This window comes from Paludifilum halophilum (genome assembly GCF_002245355.1).
Classification (GTDB): Bacteria; Bacillota; Bacilli; order Thermoactinomycetales; family DSM-45169; genus Paludifilum; species Paludifilum halophilum.
On the sequence record NZ_NOWF01000137.1, the window covers coordinates 1 to 414 of the forward strand.

At 34.1% G+C, this 414-nt stretch carries 1 protein-coding gene; it reads right to left on the reverse strand.

Annotated features, from left to right (window positions below):
• Positions 1-192: 192 nt before the first annotated feature.
• The coding region (locus tag CHM34_RS19670; protein ID WP_094266064.1) for a hypothetical protein at positions 193-414 on the reverse strand (222 nt) is incomplete at its 5' end.

Consider the following 414-nt stretch of genomic DNA (forward strand, 5'->3'; position numbering starts at 1 on the left):
GTTCTTCTTCTATATACATCTTGTAGCAATATGACCAACCTCATTGCAATTGAAACAAATGATGGGTAACTTACCTTTGAACTTGCCTTTGCCTCTATGGAATCTTTTTGCCAGTAGTGCTTCTAGTTGTTCAACATCTTCCTCATCTGTATCACTGTCACTAGACACATATTTTATCTTTCTCTTCTTACTCTACTTCTTCTCATCAGAATCCTTCAATAATAACTTAGCTTTGAAAGTAGATTCAAGATTCTCAGCTTTGTAATTATCAAAGTTAGATAGCTCAAAAGAAGTAAGTCTACCCACTAGACCTTCAAGGGTTAGATCATTCCCTAGAATACATCTTAGTTCTTGAATTGTAGAAACTCTAATAGCATAAATAGACAATAGTGTTCTTGAGACTTTGCTTAACAT